Source organism: Polyangiaceae bacterium (assembly GCA_020633235.1).
In the GTDB taxonomy this organism is placed as follows: domain Bacteria; phylum Myxococcota_A; class Polyangia; order Polyangiales; family Polyangiaceae; genus JACKEA01.
Genome location: JACKEA010000008.1, coordinates 198,827 through 214,635 on the forward strand (window position 1 = coordinate 198,827; position 15,809 = coordinate 214,635).

The following is a 15,809-nucleotide window of genomic DNA, read 5'->3' on the forward strand; positions in this document are numbered from 1 at the left end:
TGAACAGCGGGGCCCATGTATCACGTCCCCCGTGACACCGGATGGATCGAGGTCATCACCGGCTGCATGTTCAGCGGCAAGACCGAAGAGCTCATTCGGCGCCTCAACCGCGCGCGCTACGCGCGGCAGACGGTGCTCATCTTCAAGCCTCGGATCGACGAGCGCTACGCGAAGGAGAGCGTCGTCAGCCACTCCAAGCAAGAGCTCACGGCGCTGGCCATCGACGACGCCACGGAGATCATCGCGCACGCCTTGGACGCCGACGTGATCGGCATCGATGAAGCGCAGTTCTTCGGCCCGCCGCTGTTGGCGGTGGTGGAGCGGCTGGCCAACGCAGGCAAGCGCGTCGTGGTCGCCGGGCTGGATCAGGACTACCTGGGCCGCCCCTTCGAGCCGATCCCGGCATTGATGGCGGTCGCCGAGTACGTCACCAAGAACCTCGCCATCTGCGTCCGCTGCGGAAACCCCGCGGATCGCTCCCAGCGCCTGGTGCGCCGGGACGCCACGGTGGTGGTGGGCGGCAGCGAGACCTACGAGGCGCGCTGCCGCCGCTGCTTCGACCCGGGGGAATCCGTTCCCTCGCAGAAGGACCTGTTCACGCCTTCGGAGCCGCCGCCGCCAGTGGCCGAGCCCGGCTCCTAAAGCTCAGTTGGGGTCGTTGATCCCCAAACACTTGCCAGATACGCAAGCGGCTCCCGAAGCACAGGCGACGCCGCAGCCACCACAGTTCTGCGGGTCCGTCTTCAAGTTCTTGCACTGAGAGCTGCACGCCACGTAAGGCGGAATGCACACGATCCCACACGTGCCCGAGTTGCACACGGGCTCGCCGTTCGTTGGCACCGGACATATCTGCCCACACGTGCCGCAGTTGTCGATGTCGGTTTGGGTGTTGCGACAGGCCGAGCCACACTTGGTGTAGGGGGCGTTGCACGAGAAATCGCAGGCACCGCCGACGCACACGCCACTGGCGTTGGCGGGTGCGAAACAGCCTTTGCCACAACCATCGCAGTTCTGCGGGTCCGAGTTGATGTCCACGCACCCCGAGCCGCACTTGGTCAGGTCCGAGCTGCACACGAAGTTGCAGTTCCCCTGCACGCATACGCCAGTGCCGCCCGCCGGAGAGGTGCACTTGTGGTCGCAGGAGCCACAGTGAAGCGGGTTGTCGTTCACCTCCACGCAGCTGTCGCCACACTGGGTGAAGGGAGGCGTACAGTTGGTGGTGCACTTGCCCTCTTGGCAGACCTGTCCGGTAGGGCAAGCGTTCAAACAGAAACCGCAGTTGGTCGCGTCCGATTGCAGGTCCGTTTCGCAGCCGTCAGTTGCGGAAACGTTGCAGTCGCCGAAGCCCGTCGTGCAGCTCATCTCACAGCTGCCTTGATTGCAGACCGGCGTCTGGTTCGTGCCGTTGCACACCTTGTCGCAGCTTCCGCAATTCTTGGGGTCCGCGAGAAGGTTCACCTCACAACCGTTGGCGGCGAGGCCATCGCAGTCGCCGAAGTCGACGTTGCAGGTGCTGAAGCCGCAGCTTCCGGATGGATCGCATTTGGCGGTGGCGTTCGGCACCGCGCAAGGCGAGCAGCTGGATTCGCCGCAACCGTGCTCCAGATCTTGCTTCACGCACACGCCGCCACAGTCCTTCTCACCCGCGCTGCAGCCCTGCTGTTGGCCTGCGTCCGCGCCGCTCTCGACGCCCGAGTCGGCAGCCACACCGTCCGCTACGGTGAACCCCTCCCAGTCGCGACTACAGCCCGCCGATAGAGCCAGGAGGGCGGCGAGAACCCAGCGTCGCATGCCGGCACAGGTTAGCTCTGCTCGCGCGTCGTGCAAAGTACCGGCTCCGTCGGGTACACTTGCTGCCGATGGTGCGCCTGTCTCGTACCTTGGTGCTCGCGGCGCTGCTGTTCGCCGCGCCGGCGGCGGCGGAAGGTGGGGCGGCTGCGGCCGGGGCCGACGCGCTCTTTCGCGAAGCGGTGGCGCTGGCGGAGGCGGGCAAGTTCAAAGAGGCCGCGAACAAGTTCGAGGCGAGCTACGAGCTCGATCCCGCGCGCGGCACGCTGCAGGGCTGGGCCATGGCCGAAGAACGCGCGGGCGAGCCGGAGCGGGCGTATCTTCACTATCAGCAGCTCGCTCGAGAAGCGAAGGCGGCGAAGGACGGGCCCCGCGCAAAGCTGGCGGCCGAGCGCATGAGCGCGCTCTCTTCCAAGGTGGCTTTGGTCGCGCTCGAGATATCCGGCCCAGCCGAGGCGGAAGGCAAGGTGACCCTCGATGGCCGTGCCCTGGACGACGCCGAGATCGGCACGCCCATCCTCGTCTCCCCAGGGGAACACGTGTTCGAGGGAGCGTCTCCTTCGGGAGCCAGCTTCCATCAGGCCGTCAGCGCCGCGATAGGGGAAAAGGTTCGGGCACAGGTGTCGTGGCACTTGCCGAACACTTCGGCACTGCCTGCGCCGGTCGAGCCACCTGCAAGCCACCCCGAGCGGGATGAAGGCACGTCTTCCAGCCCGCTCACGACGATCGGCCTGATCGTGGGAGGAGCCGGCGTGGTGGCGGGGGGCATCGGCACGTACCTGTGGATCGATTCCGGGAAGGACTTCGATAGCGTCAGTGGTGACTGCCCCAACGGCCAGTGCCCACCGGGTACCCAGAGTCGCATCGACGACGGCCGCTCCAAAGAGAACCTGGCGCGGTTGCTCTTGATCGGCGGCGGGGCTGCCGTAGCCGCGGGGGTGACACTGTTCGTCGTGGGCAATGCTCAAGAAAATCACGCCCATGCGCGGGCGGTGGTGGGTCCGACAGGCGCTTACCTCACCGGGCGCTTCTGAGCCTGCTATCCTCGTGCGTTCCGATGGCTGAGGCTCCGCGTACGATCGGGCGCTACGCGCTGCACACGGCTCTCGCCTCCGGTGGGATGGCCACGGTGCACCTCGGGCGGCTCCTGGGTCCCGTGGGGTTTTCGCGAACGGTCGCCATCAAGCGGCTGCATGCGTCCTTCGCGCAGGATCCGGATTTCGTTTCCATGTTCCTGGACGAGGCGCGCCTGGCGGCGCGCATTCGCCACCCCAACGTGGTGCCGGTGTTGGACGTGGTGGCACTCGAGGGTGAGCTGTTCCTCGTCATGGAGTACGTACAGGGGGAAGCGCTCTCGCGACTTCGGCGCTCCTTCGGCAAGCCCATCGCGGTGCCGGTGGTTGCGCGCATCGCCGTGGACATGCTCAACGGCCTGCATGCGGCGCACGAGGCGAAGAACGAGCGTGGGGAGCCGCTCGACATCGTTCATCGCGACGTCTCGCCCCACAACATATTGGTGGGCGTGGATGGCATCTCGCGGGTGACGGACTTCGGCATCGCGAAGGCGGAGAACCGCATTCAGACCACCCGCGAAGGACAAATCAAAGGGAAGCTCGCGTACATGGCGCCGGAGCAGCTTCGGGAGCGGGCCGTGGATCGACGCACGGACGTATACGCCGCCGCCGTAGTGGTGTGGGAAGCGCTGACCGCCAAGAAGCTGTTCGCTCGGGACGACCCCGGAGCCATGGTCGCCCGCATCCTCGAAGGCAACGTGCAGCGGCCGAGCGCATTGGTCCCAGGCATCCCGAGCGAGGTGGACGCCATCGTCATGCAGGGCTTGGCCGCGAATCCCGATGCTCGCTTCGCGAGCGCGCAGGAGATGGCGCTGGCTCTCGAACATGCGGTGCGACTCGAACCCGCAGCCCGTGTTGGTCAGTGGGTGGAGCAGGTCGCGGCGAGCTCGCTCACGGAACGTGCTGCGGCTGTGGCGGACCTGGAGACGGCGTCCCACAGCAGCGTCGATTCGGTTCGGTCCTTCATGCGGGAGGCGTCCCAATCGCTGCCTGCCCCAGAGCCGGAACGGCCGAGCTCCACGCATTCGGTCGCGCAAGTGTCGAGCCTGTCGGTGGACTCACCTGGCGAAACCAAGACACCGAACCGCCGGCCGCTCGTGCTCGTGGCGGTGGTGCTGGGCGTGCTCGGGATTGCCGCGGTGGTTGCACTTTCTCGAACGAGCGGAGGCCGCGCTCCCGAGCCCATCACCGCCGCCTCCAGCGCGAAGACGGCGGAGCCCACGCCAGAGACCACGCTGCAACCCTTGGCGTCCGCCCCGCCGCCGCCCTCCGCCTCCGCGCCGGCGCCGGAACAGCCTGCCAAGGTCGTGCATCGTCCGGCAGCGACGCACAAACCGCCGGCTCCGCCGCCTCCCGAGCCGACCAAGAATCCGAGCGACTTCTCGAACCTCACGCGGGAGTAGCGCGCACGCAGCTCGAGAGCTCTTCGAGCATGCGGTCGGCGAGCTCCATGCCGTCGCGCACGCGTTCGTCCTCCTTGGCGCGGCGGGTGAGACGGCCGTCCGGAGCCAAGCGATACGGCGATTTCTTGGGCGCCACCAACTCGCCGATCTTCACCGGATCCAGCGGCGTGTCGTCCCTGAGGTGCAGCGTCACGCTCTTCGCGGACGCCTCACAGCCGAGCACGCACAAGCGCCGAAGCTCGGTCTTGATGCGCATCAATTCCACCAAGTGCTTTGCCTCGGTGGGCGGCGGGCCAAAGCGATCCTCCATTTCCGCCGCGAGGTCTGCGACCTCTGCTTCGTCCGCCGCGCTCGCGAGGCGCTTGTACAAGCTGAGCCGCACGCCCACCTCCGCCACGTAGTCGTCGGGCAAGAGCGCATCCACGTCGAAGGACAGGTCCGGATCCACGGCGTGCACCACTGGCTCGCCCCGAAGCTCGTGGGTGGCCTCTTCCAGCATTTGCACGAACAGGTCGAAGCCCACGCTGGACACGAACCCGCTCTGGTCGGCGCCGAGCAGATCTCCTGCGCCGCGGAGCTCCATGTCCAGGGTGGCGATGTGAAAACCCGAGCCGAGCTCCGTGTAACGCTCGAGGGCCTCGATGCGGCTCCGCGCGTCGTCGCTCATCTGATTGGGCGGGGGAACCAGCAGGTAGCAATACGCGCGCTCGCTCGACCGGCCCACGCGTCCGCGGAGCTGATAGAGCTGTGAGAGTCCGAACATGTCCGCGCGATCGATGATGATGGTGTTGGCGCGGGGAATGTCGAGCCCGCTCTCGATGATCGCGGTGGCCACCAGCACGTCGTAGTCGCCATCCACGAAGTCGATCATGGTGCGTTCCAGCGCCGTCTCGCTCAGCTGCCCGTGCCCCACGGCCACCTTGGCTCGCGGCACCAGCGCCTGCACCCGCGCGGCGCGTTCGTAGATGCCCTCCACGCGGTTGTACACGTAGAAGACCTGACCGCCGCGGGACAGCTCCCGCTCGATGGCTTCGCGCACCACGTGCTCGTCGAAGCGCGAGGTGATGGTGCGGATCGCGCGCCGGTCCACCGGCGGTGTGGTGATGATGGACATGTCCCGCAGCCCGCCGACGGCCATCTGCAGCGTGCGCGGGATTGGTGTCGCGCTCAGCGTGAGCACGTCCACCGTGGCGCGCAGTTGCTTGATCCGCTCCTTGTGCGTCACGCCGAAGCGTTGTTCTTCGTCCACCACCAACAGGCCCAGGTTCGCGAAGTGCACGTCCTTGCTGAGCAAGCGGTGCGTACCCACCACCACGTCCACGGTTCCATCGCGCATCCCGCCGATGATGGCTTGTTGTTCTTTCTTGTTGGTGAACCGCGAAAGCACGCGGACGTCCAGCGGGTAGTCCGAGAGACGTCCAGAGAACGTGAGGTAGTGCTGCTGGGCGAGCACCGTGGTGGGGCACAAGAGCGCCACCTGCCGTCCCTCCATGGCCACGCGGAACGCCGCGCGTAGCGCGACCTCGGTCTTGCCGAAGCCGACGTCGCCGCACACCAGACGATCCATCACCTGCTGGTTCTCGAGATCCGACAGCACGTCCTTGATGGCCACGGCCTGGTCGCGCGTTTCCTCGTAGGGGAAGCTCGCCTCGAAAGTGGCGTACTCGTCGTCCGGCGCGTCCAGCGGCACCTTCTTGCAGGCCGCCCGCTCCGCGTACAGCTTGAGCAAGTCGTCCGCCATCTGACGAACGCGCCGCTGTACCTTTGCTTTGGTCTTGGCGAAGGACTGCCCGCCGAGCCGATCGATCTTCGGTGCGCCCTCACCGCCGGAGTACTTCTGGATCTGGTTCAGCCGGTACACCGGCAGAAACAGCTTCCCGCCGCTGTACTCCACCACGATCAGCTCCACGCCGATGCCGCCGATCTCCTTCTTCTCCAGGCCCAGGTAGCGGCCGATGCCATGCTCGATGTGCACGACGTAGTCGCCGGGCGTCAGCGCGCGCAGATCTTCGAGCACCGCGCGGGCGCTCTTCTTCGCGCGTTCGGGTCGGCGGTGTGTGCGTTGGCCGAAGATCTCTTCTTCGGTCACGAGCACGAAGCCTTCCGCGGGGGAAATCACGCCGCGGGCCAGCTCGCCGGTGACGATGTGCACGGCGCCGGGCTCGTCGTCCATCAGCACGCCGCGGTGGGAAAGCAGCGAACGCACGCGCTCCGCCTGGGTGGCCGCGCGCGCCGCGATGGCGATGCCGAGCCCGGCGTCCCGCCACGCCTCGATGCGGCGGAGCAGCGGATCCAGCGCCCCCTGCTTGCCGCGGGCGGAGCGCGCGGCCTTCACCGCGCGGCCCAGGTCGTCGTGCCCGCGCAGCGCCAGGCTGGGCGCGTCCACCGGTGACAGCTCCAGGGCGTCGAGGGCGCCCGCGGCGCTACCACTCACGCCGGTGACATGGGTGGCGACCACGTGCCGCTCCACCAGCGCCCGGGCAACGTCGTCCTCGCCGACGTACAGCGCGTCGAGACCGAAGTGCGGCTTGTCCGCCAGAGTCGCCACGGCATCCCGGGCTCGTTCCAGCTCCTCTCGTACCCGACCGAAGCCACGGGTGGGATCATCGAGCACGATCGCCGTCCCTTCCGGCAGGTAGCGCCACAGCGGAACCAGCTCGTAGAAGGCCGGCAAGTACGCGTCCAGGCCGAAGAAGGCGCGCCCCGTGGCCACGTCCTCCACCAGCGCCCGCGCTTTGGTGGACGGGTAGTTCACGCCATCGCACAGCGAGCGCACGATCTCCCGTGCTCGGGTTTCCGCCTCCACCGTGCCCACGGCTTCCCGCGCCGGCGGCAGCCACGCCCGCTCCACCTGCGACAACGTGCGCTGGTCCTCGGGGTCGAACTCCTTCAAGGAGACGACGAGATCACCGTACAGCTCCGCGCGCACGGGCAGCTCCGCGTTGGGCGCCCAGGCGTCCAGGATCCCACCGCGCAGCGCGAAGCTACCGGGATCCTCCACCACTGGGACCCGCAGGTAGCCGCCGAAGGAGAGCGCCTCCGTCGTTCGCCGGACGTCGATCTCGTCCTCCGCCACGAGCTCCACGGCGGCGTGGCGCAGGGCCTTGGGCGGGACCACCTTGCGCAGCAAGCCGCTGGCGGTGGTGACGGCGAAGCGCCAAGGGCGGCCCGCCGCCAGGTGGGCCAGCGTGGCCGTGCGTAGCATCTGAGCGCGCCGATCCGAGTGGACCTCCGCCCAGGGCAGCGTCTCCGGCGGCAGCAGGCTCAGGGTTTCCCCCGCGTTCGGCACCGGCTCACGGTGCGGCCCCACCGGCAGACCACGGCTCAGAAACGCGAGATCCGCCGCCGTGCGGCGCGCTGCCTCGGTGTCCGACACCACGCACAGCACGCTGGGCGCCCCTCCGAGCGCCAGCGCTCGCGCCACCAGCGCCGGGGCGCAGCCCTCCGCGCCCACCACGTGGAGCGGCTCCCGGCGGGCGAGCGCCTGCTTCGCCAGCTGGGCGAGGGTGAGCACCGTGCGGTCCTCGGGCAGGCTGGGCGGCTCCACGCCGACGTCGATGGCGGCCTCCGACTCGTTCATGCGGGGACGTGCGTATAGCACCCACATCGGCGATCCGACAGCACACGTCGTCCATCATGGAAGCTCGCCGCACACGCGGTATGCTGCAGTCGTGACGGACGATTCGGGGCGGGCCTTCTCTGCGGACACGTCTGCGTCAGAGCAGCGCATGGCGGTGGAGAAGCCGCCGAACGGTATCGCGCTCGCGCTCTTGTTCTGGGTCACCGCGGGCGTGTGGGCCATGGCCTTCAGCCACCGCGTGTCCCGCTTGCTGCAGCGGAGTCACTCCCCTTGGCCGTGGACCATCGGCTCGGTGGTTCCCATCGCCAATCTGTTCGTGATCCACAACATCGCCGCCAACGCGAAGCACTGGGCGGTGGAGGCCGACCGCCTGGGACCCAATCCCCGCAACTACGTGCTCGGGATGATGCTGTGCAACTCCTTCGGCTACGTCCTGACCAAGACTTCGCCGGTGCTCTCGCTGGTCGGGATCGTGATCCAGAGCATTCCGTGGCTGGTGCTCAACCGCGCTATCTGGCAGAGCGTGAAGGCCTACGACGTGGATCTGGTACGGAGCCCGATCCGTCCGGGTTACGCCATCCCCTTGCTCGCGGGCATGAGCTACGTGGCGCTGGTGCTCTTCGGCCTGATGCCGGAGGTCGCGCGGCTACGTGGTACGGCCGTCGCTTCCGGGAGCCGCGTGCGAGGAGCGTCCATGCTCTACTCCCTGGAGGCGCCGAGCAATGGCTGGGTGCGCGTCGCGCCGGGTACTCTGATGACGGGCTCGAAAGGCGACCTCGAGCTCCTGGGTCCGGAGCCCAACGAGCAGGTCTCCGTCTACGTGTATGACGATCGCGAACAAACCTTGGATGGCCGCGTCGACGTGCGCCGATCGATGATGAAGGACGAGGTCGGCTCCGGGCTGCAAGTTCGGGAGGAGCGATTCTTCCTGCCCGAAGCGGACATGGTGATGGCTTCCGCCGCGCGCTACGCGGGGGGTCTGCCGCGGCAGGTGGCCTGGGTGATGACGACGTCCGTCGGTCACCGCTACGTAGAGGTCGTCGCTCTCGGCCCTTCGAAGACGGAAGACGACGTGGAGCGGGTCGCTCGCAGTCTGCGACTCACGGAGGCGCCATGAAGTCTCGCACCGTGCAGCTGCTGGTCGGCCTGTGGCTATTGCTGGTCAGCTCTCCCACCGCCCGCGCCGACGGAGCCCCGCTGTCCAGCTTGATTGGCTTTCGCTTGCGACAGCTCGAAGCCGGGAGCTTCGACCGCCTTGCTCCCACTCCGGATCGCCAGCGGACGCTGGAGCGGGAGCACGCGAGCTCGCGAGAGCTGCTGTTCAAGTCGAAGCTCCAGTTCCGTCGCGACGGAACCATCGTGGAGACGTTGACGCGCACGCGGCTGTTCCTCACGGACACCGGCGCCAAGGACGACGGCAACGAGTCCGTGTGGTTCGACGCGTCCGACACGGGCATCACGTTGCTAGCCGCGCACACGCTGTTCCCGGGTGGGCGCGTCGTCGCCGTCCCGCGCAAGAACCTCGTGGTGCAGACGGACGGGTCGCCAGATCTGTTCACCGACGACGTGCAGGTGATCATCCCCTTCGAATCCCTCGCGCCCGGCACCATCTCGCTGCTCGAGGCGCGGCTGGTGCACGACCCGCGGCGATCGCCCTTGCCTTGGGCCACCATCTTCTACCCGCAGACCTTCAGCGCGCTGGAGCATTTCGAGGTGGAGGTCAGCTGGGACGACGACTCCGTCAAGCCGGCCTGGCGAACGGACCACGGCGGCCTCAGCGAACGCAAGACGAGCGATCGCAGCGTGCTCTTCGAGCTGTCGCACGTCGCAGCGCTGCCGGACGATCCCGATCAGCCTCCCACCCAGGACCTGCTGCCCGCGCTGATCATCTCTCAACCGACTACCTGGCAAGAGCTCGGGCAGACGCTGGCGAAGGTCTACGCCAAGGAACGCACGAGCGCTCCGGCGGTGAAGAAGGCCCTCGCGGATCTACTGAGCCCGGAAGACACGGACCAGACAAAGCTCGAGAAGATCCATCGCTTCGTGACCAAGAACATCCGTTATGTCGGCTTCGAGCAGGGTACCGGTGGCGTCGTGCCGAGGCCCTCGTCGCTCACCCTTCAGCGCCGCTTCGGCGACTGCAAGGACATGACCACGTTGTTCGTCGACATGGCGCAGATGGCCGGTCTGGATGCGTATCCAGTGCTGGTTTCCACTCGCCGGGAACGGGTGGAAAAGCTCCTGGTGCCGTCCGGCATCTACTTCGATCATCTCATCGCGTGTGCCCACGTGAGCGAGGAAGAGCAGTGCGTGGATCTCACCGCGCCCAGCTCGCCGCACACCGAGCTGCCGGGGGTGCTCGCCGGCTCCGTGCGCCTACCCATCACGGAGGACGGCAGCGCGGAGCCTTCCACGCTGCCGGCGCCCAGATATGGCTGGGAGGTGCACCTCGACATCCAGCGCACCGTCAAGAGCTCCGGGGCGATGAGCGAGACGGGATCTCGCAAGTACTTCGCCGGTGCCGCTGCCTCGCTCCGCGGTGTGCTCACCTCCAAGGACCACGCGGAGCGCGTGCAATGGGCCGAGGAGGGCTTTCGCCAAGCCTTTGGCGACAAGCTCCATCCCGTCATCCAGCTCCAGAACGTGGACAACGTGGACGCGCCCCTCGAGATCTTGTGGACGGTGGAGCGGCCGCCGGAGCAGACGCCGAAGGCCGGGGAAGAGCTCGTCGACTACGAGGACTTCCTCCCCTACCTCACGAACGATCTACAAACGGCGAATCGCCACCAGCCGTACAACGCATCCGGCCTGCTGTACGTGTCCAAGATCCGCTACGAGCTCTCGCCGGAGTTTCACATCGGCTTCACGGGACCGAGCGCCAACTTCTCGTCAGATTTCGGATCGCTTTCACGAAGCTACGAGAAGGACGACGCCGCCCTCGACGTGAAGACGCGCCTCGCGCTCCACCGCCAGCACGTGACCCCCACGGATCTCGAACGTTTCAATCGCTTCTTGCGCCAGATGGGGACCCAATCCCGGATCTGGTTTGGGCTGACGCGCTAACGCTTCGGGGCGAGGGCGAGCTCGAGGGGCGTGGCTCCCGGCGCCTCGAACTGGTGCTGCACCACGATGCCGAGGGTGGTCGCTTCCGGTCCGTAATACGCGCGGTTGAACTCTTCCCGCGCGGCCACCACCGTGCCGTCCAGCGCCACTCCGGCGAACAGCCCGCCCACGTCCGCGAACTCGTACAGGTCCTTCGACGTCTTCGCGCTGGTGGCCTCGCCGCTGTCGCCGAGGGTGCCGGCGGCCACGCTGGCGTCTGCCCCCAGGGTGAGGCCCTTGTTTATGGCGCTCATCAACGCGGCGTCGTTCATGAAGAACAACACCACCGTGGCCTCCTGATAGCCGAGCTGAAAGCCCGCGCTGCCGGCGCCCAGGGAGTAGAACGCCGGCGCGCTCCAGCCGCCGTCGTCCTTGCGAGCGAGCAGCACGCCGTTGCCGCCTTCACCGCCGAAGATGAAGCTTGCTTTGATCAATCGCGGGAACACCAGCACGCCGCGGGCGTTCTGCACGAAATACTCCATGCCCGGAAAGTGTCCGCTCTCGCGCATGCGGGTGACCGCGGCCGCCGAGCGATCCACGATCTTCTGCTGTGGCGAGTCGCCCGCCGTAGCCGGTGTCGCTTCCCGATAGCACCCCGACACCAACAGCAGCGTGAGCACGAGGAGCAAGCGGCGGAACATTGGCGTACGCATGACGTTCGTGATTTGTGGCCGGGCTTCGTCTCTGACAATGGTCCGGGAGTCCAGAAGTCGAACTCGTGACGTCCATCAGCCGCTTGATGTTGGTCCGGCGCGAACCCCGTCCCGGACGTGCTCGCGGCGCGCCAACAAACAACAAAATGTCCCGTGGGGGATCACGGGGTCTGGCGCGCCTTGACCTCTTGCACCGCTGCAGCCAGGTAATTCATTGCGCGCAGGCGCCACGGTCCGCTGGGGTGCCGGCCCAAGAACGCGCGAAACGCCTGCTCCGAGGCTTGGAAGTGTCCCATCCGGAACAGCAGCACGCCGCGGGAGAGCATGGCGGGATAGCTCGGATCCACGCGCTCGAGCGCCGTGACGACGCGGAGCTGCTCGTCGGCGCCGCCGGGTCCGGGGTGCTGGAGCAAGAAGCGGTAGTACGTCTGCCACTCCGCGAGGGCCGGGGCGAAGGCGCGCTCGTGGCGGAGATCCGCGATTTCGGTCCAGCGGATGCGAAACAGCGTCTCGCGCTCCGCTCGCGTGGCGGAGAGCCGGCCGTGCTCGTCGAGCCAGTGGGCGCGGCGCGCCTTGTGGGCGAAATTCCCGGCCAGCTCTTCGAGGGCGGCGTCCGGCTTGCCGCTCTGTTCGAAGCGCGTGAGGGCTTCGAGAAAGAGCCGCGTCTGCACCGCTCGAAGCTTCAGCACGGCGTCGTCCCCGTACTTGTCCCGCGAGGTGCGTAGCAGACCGCGCAGCTCCTTCTCCGCCTCCAGCGCGGCGCCCGTGTCGCCCTTGGTGACGGCGGCGCCGTAGTGGCGAAAGGCTTCCCCCGCCGCGCGCACCTCGTAGGGCAGCTCTTGGCTCAGGGCGGCGTCGGCCAGCGCGGCCTCCTCCCCCTCGATACGCGCCAGGGCGCGCGGCTCGATCTGCGGTAGCACCAACATGTTGGGCGGTACCGGGCGCCGCATTCCGAGGCTGAGGCCAATCAGCGCGATGGCGACCGCGACCGCTCCGGCCTGCCAGCCCTCGAGGTGACGCCGGATGCCGCCCCCGGCGCGTCGCTTCTTGCTCCGCATTTCGCGGGGCGGCGAAGATTGACCACCGTCGTTCGTCGTCTTGACTTCGCTAGCCACGGCGCCTCACGATCGGCGTCCCCCTGCTCTTCTGCCGTGGCCCACTCGGCCGAGGTGATCCGTGCATGAGAAACGCCAGCACGCTCGCGCTCCGGTAAATCTCCCCGTGAGCTGTCTGATCAAAGATCGACCTGCCGTGAACGGCATGGCGAAGGACATATCGCTGGGCGGCATGTTCATCGAGAGCGGTGAGGCGTTGCCTTTCGGACTGGAGCTTACCATCGTGCTGAAGCTTCCCGGATTGCCCCAAGAGGCGCGGCTTCCCGCCGTGGTTCGCTGGGCGAAGCCTGACGGCTTCGGCGTGCAGTTCGGCTTGCTGGGCGCACGCGAGACGCACGCCATCACCGAGCTTCAGCGGCACTAGCTCACTGCACGTGGGTGCATTCCCCGACGCCTTCGGGGTCCCGCTTGAAATGGACGCACACGCCCTCTTCCGTGGGACACGGCGGCTCGGGTAGACCGAGCTCTGCCTTGCACAAGCGGCGGCAGGTTCCGCCCACGCAGCTGGCGCCGGCGACGCAGGACACCTTCTCGGAGCAACCGGCGCCAATCGCGGCGGTTCCGGCGGGGGCGCACGCCACGTTGCCGACCGGATCCACGATCTGACAGCTGCGATTCGGATCGCTGCAGGACTTGGGATCGAGCACGTCACACGTGCCCACGGGAGCGCACACGTCGGCGTTCGCGTACACCGGGTCCCCGCCGCCGGGGCGTACCAGGTAGAGCTGCTGGATACAGCTTTGTCCGACGCCACAGGCCGTCCAGTCGCCACCGCAGCAGAGCCTGCGGCACGTGCCTGGCTGTACGCCGCCGTCGGCGTCCTGGCTCACTCCCACGCAGAACGAGCCCGCCGCGCAGTCGTTCCAGCCGCTGCACGGCTGTCCCTCGCCCACGGTGCCGGCGTTCTCGCAGCTCGGCGGCCAGTCTCCTGTTGCCGGCGGTGAAGCGCTGGGCACGCAGGTCTGGCCGCTGGGGCAATCTTGCGATTGGTAGTTGCAGCTGCCGGACTGACACGCGGCGGAGCCATCCGGGGGATCCGGGATCGAGCCACCGCCGTCCAGGATCACGGAGGGAATGCCCGAGTCCTTGCTGGTGGCAGGATCCTCCGTCTTGCTCGAGCACGCCGTCGACAGCAGGAGGAAGCAGAGCGTGGTGGTGCGCGTCATTCCGTCACAACGATAGCACCCACACCCACCCGATCACCCCCGCCACCCCGACCAGCACGAAGGTGGCTCCGGTGAGCCACGTGAAGCGCTTGTAAGCGCGCGCGGCCGCCGGCTCCCGCTCCGGGTGCTTCACGGCTCGCGCTGCTGCCACGGCCCAGGGCAGCGTCCAAAGGTGCACCAAGAGCAGCGTTGCCGCGCTCGCCCACATGCAGAAGCCGAGCACGATCTCGACCTGTGCGGCTTCCGTCGCGGTGAGCGCCAGATCCTTGGTGGCGTCGCGGATGAAGCCGTTGTGTGCCCCCGCGGCGCCAACGTCCATCAGCTCTCGCTTCCGCACGATCATCCCCAGCGGAATGGCGGCCACGGCGGTGAGGAAGCCGACGGGATACGCGATCAGATGACCCAGCATGAAGCGACCGAAGAACGCCTTCTTGGGTGTCGGCTTGCTGCGGCGGATCACCGGTGGCGGTGCACCACCTACATCGGCATCGCCCTTGGGCGACTCGCTCTCGGGCGGCTCCGCCGATGCCATCACTTCCCCGTGGTACACTTGTCAGCCGTGGCTTTCAAAGCCCTCGCGCGGCGGAGCGAGGGCAATACCTTGGAGGAGCCGATGGTGGCAGTGGGGCGTGCGTTGGTCGCGGGGGGCGTGAGCGTGGTCGTGGCGCTGGCCATGGCGTCGGGTTGCAGCGCCAGTGACGGCGGCGCATCGCCCGGGGGTGGCGGTGGCAACGCCGGCAATGACGCGTCGACCGGCGGTAGCGGCGGTAGCGACTCCGGCGTCATCGACGCCCCCGTCAACGACGGCGCCCTCACGGCGGACAGCGCCTGTGCGGAGTACTCCGCGGAAGCGAAGCAAGCACCGGCTGCGATGCTCATCGTGCTCGACCAGAGCTTGAGCATGGCCCAATCCGGCAAGTGGACCGCGGCGCAGCTGGCCATCGTGCAGGCCATCGACACGCCAGCCTTCGACAACATGTCGCTGGGCCTCCTGGTGTACCCCGCAGGGCAGGTGCCCGGCCCAACGTGCCTTCTCGGGTTGAACGTCTGGTGCGGCGTGTCGGCCCTGGCGCAGGTTCCGCTGACCGACACCGGCTTCAACAAGAGCAGCGCGCCGGGCGTACGGCAGAACATCTACAACTGGCTCAGCTCGCACCAACCTGTGGGCGACTCGACGCCGGGTTACGATGCCCTGAAGGCGGCCATCGACGCGCTCCAGCTGTACCCGACGCAGGGTAGCCGTCTGATCTTGCTGATCAGCGATGGCGGCTTCGGCTGCACGTCGCTATCCAACCGTCCGGGCTTCATGGACCAGGTGAACTGTCCGGATTGGGAGGATCCGCAGAGCGTGATCAGCCTCCTCGGCAACGCCCACGACGATCCGAACAAGCCTGTGCAGACCTTCGTGGTAGGCGTGCCCGGCTCGGACACGAAACCGGGCTCGCCGAACGACCCGCCGTACTACATGCGCCGCGCTCTCAGCGCGTTTGCCCTGGCCGGCTCCAAGGAAACGGTTCCTGCCGGCTGCGACGGAACCTGGAGCCAGTCCGCGGCGGATCCGTCCCTCGCCTGTCACTTCGATCTGACCCAGGGCAACTTCAACGCATCCGCCTTGGCGCAGACCATCAGCGACATCCGCGGCAAGGCCTTGGGCTGCGTGTACCAGCTGCCGGAGCCCCAGAACGGCGAGACCACCGTGAACAAGGACAAGGTCAACGTCGAGGTGACCATCAACGGTGTGAAGACGACCGTGCCCAAGCGCACGGACAAGAACGACACCTGCGAGGCCGCACCCTGCTGGGACTACGACGCCCAGGATCAGATCGTGTTGATCGGCAAGGCGTGCGAAGACCTGTCCAAGGCGACGGACGCCAAGATCGACATCGTGGTGGGCTGCGATACCATCGTGAAGTGAGGCTCGGCGCAGCG

13 protein-coding genes are annotated in these 15,809 nt (G+C 67.4%); 7 read left to right on the top strand and 6 right to left on the bottom strand.

What is annotated here, in order from left to right:
- Positions 1-15: 15 nt before the first annotated feature.
- A complete protein-coding gene (locus H6717_36935) occupies positions 16-642 on the top strand; it encodes a thymidine kinase (protein ID MCB9582683.1) in 627 nt (208 codons plus the stop codon).
- 3 nt (positions 643-645) lie between these two features.
- Here H6717_36935 and H6717_36940 read toward each other — a convergent pair whose 3' ends face one another.
- Complete coding sequence (locus H6717_36940; GenBank protein MCB9582684.1) at positions 646-1,791, bottom strand: hypothetical protein; 1,146 nt, start codon at positions 1,789-1,791, stop codon at positions 646-648.
- Positions 1,792-1,859: 68 nt separating this feature from the next.
- Between H6717_36940 and H6717_36945 the strand changes: the two genes are divergently transcribed.
- Positions 1,860-2,822, top strand: coding sequence for a tetratricopeptide repeat protein (locus H6717_36945; GenBank protein MCB9582685.1), 963 nt, complete (start codon positions 1,860-1,862; stop codon positions 2,820-2,822).
- Between the two features lie 23 nt (positions 2,823-2,845).
- Entirely contained in the window at positions 2,846-4,264 is a 1,419-nt protein-coding gene (locus tag H6717_36950) for a serine/threonine protein kinase (protein MCB9582686.1), read from the top strand.
- Here the strand turns inward: H6717_36950 and mfd are convergent.
- Positions 4,251-7,871 carry a transcription-repair coupling factor gene (gene mfd, locus H6717_36955; protein ID MCB9582687.1) on the bottom strand — a complete coding sequence of 1,207 codons (3,621 nt, stop codon included), beginning with the start codon at positions 7,869-7,871 and terminating at the stop codon, positions 4,251-4,253. The genes H6717_36950 and mfd overlap by 14 nt on opposite strands.
- A gap of 64 nt (positions 7,872-7,935) precedes the next feature.
- On the opposite strand from mfd, the gene H6717_36960 reads away from it, so the two are divergent.
- Positions 7,936-8,961 carry a hypothetical protein gene (locus H6717_36960; GenBank protein MCB9582688.1) on the top strand — a complete coding sequence of 342 codons (1,026 nt, stop codon included), beginning with the start codon at positions 7,936-7,938 and terminating at the stop codon, positions 8,959-8,961.
- Positions 8,958-10,907 carry a DUF3857 and transglutaminase domain-containing protein gene (locus H6717_36965; protein ID MCB9582689.1) on the top strand — a complete coding sequence of 650 codons (1,950 nt, stop codon included), beginning with the start codon at positions 8,958-8,960 and terminating at the stop codon, positions 10,905-10,907. Before H6717_36960 ends, H6717_36965 begins: the two co-directional genes overlap by 4 nt.
- Here the strand turns inward: H6717_36965 and H6717_36970 are convergent.
- Both H6717_36970 and H6717_36975 read right to left on the bottom strand, forming a co-directional pair.
- Entirely contained in the window at positions 10,904-11,587 is a 684-nt protein-coding gene (locus tag H6717_36970; GenBank protein ID MCB9582690.1) for a lipid-binding SYLF domain-containing protein, read from the bottom strand. The genes H6717_36965 and H6717_36970 overlap by 4 nt on opposite strands.
- Before the next feature lie 173 nt (positions 11,588-11,760).
- Entirely contained in the window at positions 11,761-12,714 is a 954-nt protein-coding gene (locus H6717_36975; protein MCB9582691.1) for a hypothetical protein, read from the bottom strand.
- Between the two features lie 106 nt (positions 12,715-12,820).
- On the opposite strand from H6717_36975, the gene H6717_36980 reads away from it, so the two are divergent.
- Positions 12,821-13,078: a PilZ domain-containing protein gene (locus H6717_36980; GenBank protein ID MCB9582692.1), complete on the top strand. Its 258-nt coding sequence runs from the start codon at positions 12,821-12,823 to the stop codon at positions 13,076-13,078.
- Position 13,079: 1 nt separating this feature from the next.
- On the opposite strand, the gene H6717_36985 is transcribed toward H6717_36980, so the two are convergent.
- Positions 13,080-13,880 (bottom strand): hypothetical protein, encoded by an 801-nt coding sequence (locus H6717_36985; protein ID MCB9582693.1) that lies wholly within the window; start codon positions 13,878-13,880, stop codon positions 13,080-13,082.
- Positions 13,881-13,884: 4 nt separating this feature from the next.
- Positions 13,885-14,412: a hypothetical protein gene (locus H6717_36990; protein ID MCB9582694.1), complete on the bottom strand. Its 528-nt coding sequence runs from the start codon at positions 14,410-14,412 to the stop codon at positions 13,885-13,887.
- A 27-nt stretch (positions 14,413-14,439) separates the two neighbouring features.
- Here H6717_36990 and H6717_36995 point away from each other — a divergent pair, with 27 nt between their 5' ends.
- Positions 14,440-15,795: a hypothetical protein gene (locus H6717_36995; GenBank protein MCB9582695.1), complete on the top strand. Its 1,356-nt coding sequence runs from the start codon at positions 14,440-14,442 to the stop codon at positions 15,793-15,795.
- Positions 15,796-15,809 lie beyond the last annotated feature (14 nt).